Origin of the sequence: Chitinophaga rhizosphaerae, from assembly GCF_003958645.1 — a bacterium.
Classification (GTDB): domain Bacteria; phylum Bacteroidota; class Bacteroidia; order Chitinophagales; family Chitinophagaceae; genus Chitinophaga; species Chitinophaga rhizosphaerae.
Genome location: NZ_RXLO01000008.1, coordinates 300115 through 307214, shown reverse-complemented (window position 1 = coordinate 307214; position 7100 = coordinate 300115). Strand labels below are relative to the sequence as shown.

Here is a 7100-nt window from a genome sequence, read left to right as displayed (position 1 = left end):
GACATAAGACCACATTTAAGTTTAAGATACCTGACACCAACTCAGGCACATGAAAAATCCCTGGCCGATGAAAACCAGGGATCAATTAATCCAGTTTAAAACCGTCAACTTATTCTAGGACGGGACACCCTTTAACGTTATCTATGGCAAAGTCTTTCAGGCATGTTTACCGTGATGGTTTTCAAAGTTTTTATGCACTTTCCGGAGGCGAAAGCCCACCGAAAGGAGGAAAAAGCCGAGGAAAAGGGCGTAAAACCCGATATACCAGGCCAGTACCACCACACCGGCGAGCGGCTGCATGAAGAGGAGCACCCCGAACGCGACAGACAGTATCCCCGCCAGGATGAGCATCCACTCATTGGTCAGTTCTTTCCGGAGGCGGATGGCCACGATGATTTCCAGGATTCCCGTCACGATGGCCCAAATCGCCACCAGCGTTACGAGAAATACCGCGGTGATGCCAGGCATGAACAGCATGATGCCACCGGCAATGATGCCCATGAGGCCGATCAGCAGGAACGTCCACCAGCTTTCGTCTTTTTTCATGATCTGGAAACCATGGATGATGGAAAATATCCCGTCCACCAGGAAATAGGCGCCCAGGAAGATGACGAGCACCGAAAGGGTCAGGGCCGGCCAGATGAACGCGAAAATGGCGAAAATGACGGCGATGACGCCCCTGAAAACGATATAACCCCAGTATTTGGACAGTTCATGGATCATGGTAATATGATTTGATTGTCATTGATAACAATACATATCCCTAAAATGTTCAATAACCGCGGATTATGGTAGTTGGGGAAAGCATGGACTTATGGAGGGGATTTCGTATCTTTGCGGCTTCAAATTTATTCAAGCCAGGTATGATCAGTGTTAAAAACGTCACGCTTTCTTTCGGCAAAAGGGTTTTGTTCGATGAAGTGAATATCAACTTTACGAAAGGCAATTGCTACGGAGTGATCGGCGCCAACGGGGCCGGCAAATCCACCTTCCTCAAAATCCTGTCCGGCGAAATCGAGCCGAACAAGGGGTCCGTGGAAATCACCCCCGGCGAGCGCATGTCCGTCCTCAAGCAGAACCACTACGAGTTCGACGAGGTGACCGTGCTCAACGCCGTGCTCATGGGCAACAAGAAGCTCTGGGACATCGCGCATGAGCGCGACACGATCTATGCCAAGGAAGACTTTACCGAGGAAGACGGTATGCGTGCAGGCGAACTGGAAGCTGAATACGGCGAAATGGGCGGCTACACCGCCGAAAGCGACGCCGGTGTGCTCCTGGGCGACCTGGGCGTGAAGGAAGACCTGCATCAAACCCTCATGAAAGACCTGAGCGGCGCCCTGAAAGTTCGGGTGCTCCTGGCGCAGGCGCTTTTCGGTAACCCCGACATCCTGCTGCTCGACGAACCGACGAACCACCTCGACGTGGAAACCATCGGCTGGCTTGAGAACTTCCTGGCTGATTACGAAAACATCGTGATCGTGGTGAGCCACGACCGTCACTTCCTCGACGCCGTGTGCACGCACGTGGCCGACGTAGACCGCGCCAAGATCAAAATCTTCACCGGTAACTACTCCTTCTGGTACGAATCCAGCCAGCTGATCGCCCGCCAGATTTCCGATAAGAACAAGAAAATGGAAGACAAACGCAAAGATCTGCTGGACTTTATCGCCCGCTTCTCCGCGAACGCTTCCAAATCCAAACAGGCTACTTCCCGTAAGAAAGCCCTCGATAAACTGGTGATCGAAGACATCGAGCCCTCCAGCCGTAAATACCCCGGCATCATCTTCAAGCAACAGCGCGAAGTGGGCAACCAGATACTGAACATCGAAAAACTCGAAAAATCCATCGACGGCCGCAAAATCTTCAGCGACGTGTCTTTCTCCGTGAACAAGGGAGACAAGATCGCGTTCCTGTCCAAAGACCACCTGGCCCTCAGCACCTTCTTCGATATCATCAACGGCGATCAGCAGGCAGACAGCGGCAAGCTCGAATGGGGCACCACCGTTACCAAAGCGTACCTGCCCGACGATAACGCCGCATTCTTCAAAAGCGATTACAACCTGCTCGACTGGCTCCGCCAGTACGTTCCCCCGCACGTGACGGACGTAGACGAGCCCTTCCTCCGCGGTTTCCTCGGAAGAATGCTGTTCTCCGGCGACGAGATCATGAAAAAGACCACGGTGCTTTCCGGTGGTGAAAAAGTACGTTGCATGGTAAGCCGCATGATGCTGCAAGACCCCAACGTCGTGATCCTCGACGAACCTACCAACCACCTCGACCTGGAATCCATCCAGTCTTTCAACGAAGGCATGAAAACCTTCCAGGGCATCGTGCTGTTCACCACGCATGACCATACGTTCATGCAATCCGTGGCCAACCGCATCATCGAGATCACGCCTGCCGGCATCATCGACCGCCTCTGCTCGTTCGACGAGTACCTGGAAGATGAGCGCGTGAAAACCCTCCGTGCCGAAATGTACGGTGAGCCGGTGAATGCCTGACAAAATTGAAATCAACAGAAAATAGAAAAGAGCGGAAGTATCCGCTCTTTTTTTATGGGTCACTTTTTTGGGTATTAGCTCCCTCTTGCTGAGAGATTCTTTAGAGATATTCTTCGATTACTTTCATTTTATGTTTGTCCAGCGGCTTGGTGATGTAAGCCATCAGTTCCGGCGTCCGTTCCACTTTTTCCATATCCTGGATGTTCATGGACGAGGAGCACATGATGATGGGCACATCCTGCGTTAGCTTCGTTTTGAGCTTCCGGAAGGCCTCGATGAAATCCCACCCGTTCATCCGCTGCATGTTCATATCCAGGATGATGAGGCAGGGGAGGCGGCGGGCCGCGAAATCGTTCAGGTCTTCAATGGCGTCTTCTGCAGACAGGAATGAATTGACACTGACGTCCCACCCTTGCAAACCGAACATCTTCTTCACGATAAAGTGGAAAATCTCGTCGTCGTCGATCACATAAACTACTTTATGCTGTGCCATGTCAATTATATTATCGAATCGCATCATAATATTCCGTTTACTGTCCGCAATTCCATTTTCCGTTAGCATAGGTGTATAGGGCCCCACAAAGCATTCCATCCAAAGCCGTTTCGTAATTTCTCCGCAAAGAAAGTTAATTTTATTTTAATATTAATATTTTTTAACCTGCAATAACCAAACTTTAACAAGCAGGTATAAAAAAGAAAGGGCATGGCCGCGGCCACACCCTTTTTCTATGAATGTTGGATTGTCTATCGTGCTTTTTAGAAGATGCCGCCTTTTTTCAGGTTTACTTTACCGGCGCCGATCTTGAACCCGTCCTGGTATATTTCTACGTTGTAATCGCCGGGTTTGAAGTCGGAATTCTGTTTCCAGTCCATGCTTACGGGGGTGTTGCCACCGGCAGCGTAAGAAACGGTTTTCTTAACGGTGTAGAGTTTCTCGGTACCGTCTTCCAGGGTGAAGCGGCCGCTGCCGAGGGCTTCTACTGCGAGGGGAGCACCGTCGGGAGCCGTGATGGCTACATAGATCTCTTTGTCGCCGCTGGTAGCGATGCGGTTGTTCAGGTCGAAGGAGACGCGCATCATATCCGCACGTTTCGCTTTGGACGTCACTTCTTCCTTCCCGTTTTTACGCACGTTGATGGGAGACAGTTTGATATTGTCTGCATGGAGCACGGAACCCAGGTCTACCCGTTTGCCGAGGCTGTCTTTCACAACCACTACGGAATCGCGCTCTTTGCGGGCGTAGTCGCGCTCGCCGGTGATCACGATCTTTTCGCCTTCCAGGCGTTCGATGGTGGCTACGTAGCCTTCGGTCCTGGATTTCAGGTCTTCGATCAGCCTGCGGGCTTCTGCCAGCTGGGCTGCGGTAGCGTTTTTGTTGCTGAGGATGCTGGTGATACGGCCTTTCATGTCGGCAATTTCTTTATCCTTGCTTTTCACGAGGCTGTCCATCCGGCTATTCTGGGAGATCAGATCGTCCAGCCGGGCCTGTGCGGCGTCGTATTCCGCCTGCAGTTCGTTCCGGGAGTTGGAGATCGTGTCGAGCTGGTTTTCTTTGATAGCGATCTCCTTGCTGGTCTGGCTCTTGTCATAATACATATAGCCCCAGGTGCCTACGAGTGCAGCGATGAGGATACCGTATATAAGGCCGTTCTTGTTACTTTTCGGTTTTTCGGGCCCGGGATTGGGCGTACCAGCGTTAAAGGTGTTTTCCGCCATGATGATTGATGTTTTGTTAAGTTGTTTGTTGTTATATGGGTAAAATTTTTCCCTCGAAATTGAAACGTTAAAATTTAACTAAATTACACGCTTTAAAATTGTAGGCTGTGTTATATACCGTTGCGCTCGACCAGTTATTATTGCTAGATATTGAAACCACTCCGCTAACACCTTCGTTGGATCAGCTTCCGGCCGAGTTACAGGCGCTCTGGTTGGAAAAGAATGCAAAAACTTTGCCAGATTCTGAAAATCCTTCGGCCGACTTTTTCGAACGCGCCGGCCTCACCGCCGAGTTCGGAAAGATCGTTTGCATCTCCGCCGGGTTTTTCTTTGCGGAAAACGGTCAGTATCAATTGCGTATAAAATCATTTTATGGGGATGACGAGAAGGAACTGCTCGCCGGTTTCCTCGATACCGTCACCAGATTTCACCAAAAAATGCAACGTTTTCAATTCGCCGGGCATAACATCCGCGAGTTCGATATTCCCTATATTTGCCGCCGCGCGGTCATAAACGGGCTCATGCTGCCGGCGCCGCTGCTGCTCCACCAGCTTAAACCCTGGGAGCAGCCCATGCTGGACACCCTCCAGATCTGGCGCTTCGGGGACTTCCGGAATTACACCTCCCTCAAGCTCCTCGCCGCCGTGCTGGGCATTCCCACGCCGAAAGACGATATCGACGGCAGCCAGGTAGGGAAGGTATATTGGGAGGAAAAGGACCTCCGCCGCATCGTGGAGTATTGTCAGAAAGACGTGCTCACCGTGGGCCAGCTCCTGCTCCGCTTCAAAGGGCTTCCGCTCATGGAAAAAGACAGCGTGGCCGTGGTCGCGTAAATTGTTGGACCATTAGAAACAGATAGGGTTATGGATTACCAGGATATCATCAAGGATTGGAAGAACAACAAGTTCAAACCCCTCTACTGGCTGGAAGGGGAGGAAGACTTTTTTATAGACCAGGTGGTCAACTACGCGGAGCATAACCTGCTCTCCGAAGCCGATAAAGGTTTCAATCTCACCGTTTTGTACGGTAAAGACACCGACTGGGCCACCATCATCAATGCCTGCCGCCGCTACCCCATGTTCGCCGAACGCCAGGTCGTGATCCTTAAGGAAGCCCAGGCCATGCGCGATCTCCTCAAGATCGAGCCCTACATCGATAAACCCCTCGAGTCCACCGTGTTCGTCGTAGCCCACAAGCAGGGCAAGCTGGACGGCCGCTCCAAAATGGCCAAGCTCGTCAAGGAGCGCGGGGTGATGCTGTCCACCAAAAAACTGTACGACAACCAGATCCCCCAGTGGGCGGAGGCTTACGTCCGCTCCCAGGGGCTCGCCATCTCCGAAAAAGCCTGCGTCATGCTGGCCGACCACATCGGCAATGATCTCAGCCGCATCGCCAACGAGATCGAGAAACTGATGGTCAACCTGCCGCAAGGCAAAAAGATCGACGAGTCCGACATCGAGAAATACGTGGGCATCAGCAAGGAATACAATGTTTTCGAGCTGCAAAACGCGATCGGGCAGATGGATATGACCAAGGCCATGCGCATCGTCCGTTATTTCTCCGCCAATCCCAAAGCCGCGCCCATACAGGTGGTGATCCCTTCCCTCTACGGATATTTTGCCAAGATCAACCTGCTTTTCGGCGCCAAGGGCGGCGAGAAGGAAATGGCCGCCGCATTGGGCGTGCATCCTTTTTTCCTGAAAGATTATATGTCGGCCGCACGCAATTTCGGGCCCAACGGCACCGAGCGCGCCATTCTGCTCCTGGCGCAATACAATCTGCGCAGCATCGGTATCGGCGACGCCGGGAATGAAGACGGAGAATTGATGAAGGAAATGGTTTACCGCATTTTACGGCCTTGAGGCAACCGCCCGGGCCTGCTCCACATCGTTTTTCATCTGCGCCACGAGCCCTTCCACACTGCCGAACTTCCTGTCTGATCGGATGAATTCCAGGAAATCGACGCGGATGGGCGCATCGTAAATTTCTTTGTCGAAATCGAGGATGAACACTTCGATGCGCAGTTCCGTGCCGTTAAACGTAGGCCGGGTGCCGATGTTGAGCGCGCCTTTGTGCAGCTGCCCGTCGTTGCCGGCCGTCACCGTCACGGCGTAAACGCCCTGTGCGGGAATGAGCTTGCGGTAGTCGTTAAGGGAGATATTGGCGGTGGGGAACCCAAGCTGGCGGCCCATTTTATCGCCGTGTACCACGATGCCGTTGAGGAAGTACGGATAACCGAGCAGCTCGTTGGCCAGCGTTACATCGCCTTCCTGGAGGCTTTTGCGGATGCGGGTAGAGGAAACGGCGGCGTCCTGGATGACCTGCTGGGGGATTTCCAGCAACCGGAAACCGTATTTTTCCTGCTCGGCCTCCAGCAGTTCCAGCCCGCCTTCGCGGTTGTGGCCGAAACGGTGATCGTACCCGATGATGATGGTATGTGGACGGAAGGTTTCGATGAGGAAATCTTCAAGATAGGCCGTGGCGGAGCGTTCCGAGAACTCCCGGGTGAAGGGGACCACCACCAGGTGATGAATGCCCCAGTGCGCGAGGAGCGAAATCTTCTCATCGAGCGTAGTGAGCAGGCGGACCGATTTATCGCCCGCCAGCACTTCCCGCGGATGCGGGTCGAATGTGATGATGACCGTTTCCCCGTTGCAGGCGTGCGCGGCTTCCTGCAGTTGCTGGAGGATGTGCTGGTGGCCGGTATGCACCCCGTCGAAAGTGCCGATGGTGATCACGGCGTTCCGGAAAGCGGGTAATTTCTTTAAATCTCTGTGAACCTGCATGGTGGATCGGTCATATTTGCAAAAACGCCGTGCAAATCTAAATGTTTTGACGGGATTACAATACTTTTGCACTTTAATCGCAAACAAAGGAACC

7 protein-coding genes are annotated in these 7100 nt (G+C 52.6%); 3 read left to right on the top strand and 4 right to left on the bottom strand.

Annotated elements, in window-relative coordinates; genetic code table 11:
- Nucleotides 1-156 precede the first annotated feature (156 nt).
- Nucleotides 157-723 (bottom strand): HdeD family acid-resistance protein, encoded by a 567-nt coding sequence (locus EJ361_RS19380; protein WP_205687047.1) that lies wholly within the window; start codon nucleotides 721-723, stop codon nucleotides 157-159.
- 140 nt (nucleotides 724-863) lie between these two features.
- Between EJ361_RS19380 and EJ361_RS19375 the strand changes: the two genes are divergently transcribed.
- On the top strand, nucleotides 864-2504 hold the full coding sequence (locus tag EJ361_RS19375; RefSeq protein WP_126247327.1) for an ABC-F family ATP-binding cassette domain-containing protein: 1641 nt from the start codon (nucleotides 864-866) through the stop codon (nucleotides 2502-2504).
- Between the two features lie 100 nt (nucleotides 2505-2604).
- Here the strand turns inward: EJ361_RS19375 and EJ361_RS19370 are convergent, their stop codons facing one another.
- The gene (locus EJ361_RS19370) at nucleotides 2605-2997 is read right to left on the bottom strand and encodes a response regulator (RefSeq protein WP_164714326.1); all 393 of its coding nucleotides are present in this window, start codon (nucleotides 2995-2997) and stop codon (nucleotides 2605-2607) included.
- A 263-nt stretch (nucleotides 2998-3260) separates the two neighbouring features.
- A complete protein-coding gene (locus EJ361_RS19365; RefSeq protein WP_126247323.1) occupies nucleotides 3261-4220 on the bottom strand; it encodes a hypothetical protein in 960 nt (319 codons plus the stop codon).
- A 107-nt stretch (nucleotides 4221-4327) separates the two neighbouring features.
- Here EJ361_RS19365 and EJ361_RS19360 point away from each other — a divergent pair, with 107 nt between their 5' ends.
- Nucleotides 4328-5053 (top strand): ribonuclease H-like domain-containing protein, encoded by a 726-nt coding sequence (locus EJ361_RS19360; protein ID WP_126247321.1) that lies wholly within the window; start codon nucleotides 4328-4330, stop codon nucleotides 5051-5053.
- A 30-nt stretch (nucleotides 5054-5083) separates the two neighbouring features.
- On the top strand, nucleotides 5084-6082 hold the full coding sequence (holA, locus tag EJ361_RS19355) for a DNA polymerase III subunit delta (RefSeq protein ID WP_126247319.1): 999 nt from the start codon (nucleotides 5084-5086) through the stop codon (nucleotides 6080-6082).
- Here holA and EJ361_RS19350 read toward each other — a convergent pair.
- Nucleotides 6071-7006 (bottom strand): bifunctional riboflavin kinase/FAD synthetase, encoded by a 936-nt coding sequence (locus EJ361_RS19350; protein WP_126247317.1) that lies wholly within the window; start codon nucleotides 7004-7006, stop codon nucleotides 6071-6073. The genes holA and EJ361_RS19350 overlap by 12 nt on opposite strands.
- Nucleotides 7007-7100: the final 94 nt, after the last annotated feature.

Coding starts and splice junctions, on each gene's coding strand:
- EJ361_RS19380 (WP_205687047.1), bottom strand. CDS start 723: ATGATCCATGAACTGTCCAAATACTGGGGTTATATCGTTTTCAGGGGC.
- EJ361_RS19350 (WP_126247317.1), bottom strand. CDS start 7,006: ATGCAGGTTCACAGAGATTTAAAGAAATTACCCGCTTTCCGGAACGCC.
- EJ361_RS19365 (WP_126247323.1), bottom strand. CDS start 4,220: ATGGCGGAAAACACCTTTAACGCTGGTACGCCCAATCCCGGGCCCGAA.
- EJ361_RS19375 (WP_126247327.1), top strand. CDS start 864: ATGATCAGTGTTAAAAACGTCACGCTTTCTTTCGGCAAAAGGGTTTTG.
- EJ361_RS19370 (WP_164714326.1), bottom strand. CDS start 2,997: ATGGCACAGCATAAAGTAGTTTATGTGATCGACGACGACGAGATTTTC.
- holA (WP_126247319.1), top strand. CDS start 5,084: ATGGATTACCAGGATATCATCAAGGATTGGAAGAACAACAAGTTCAAA.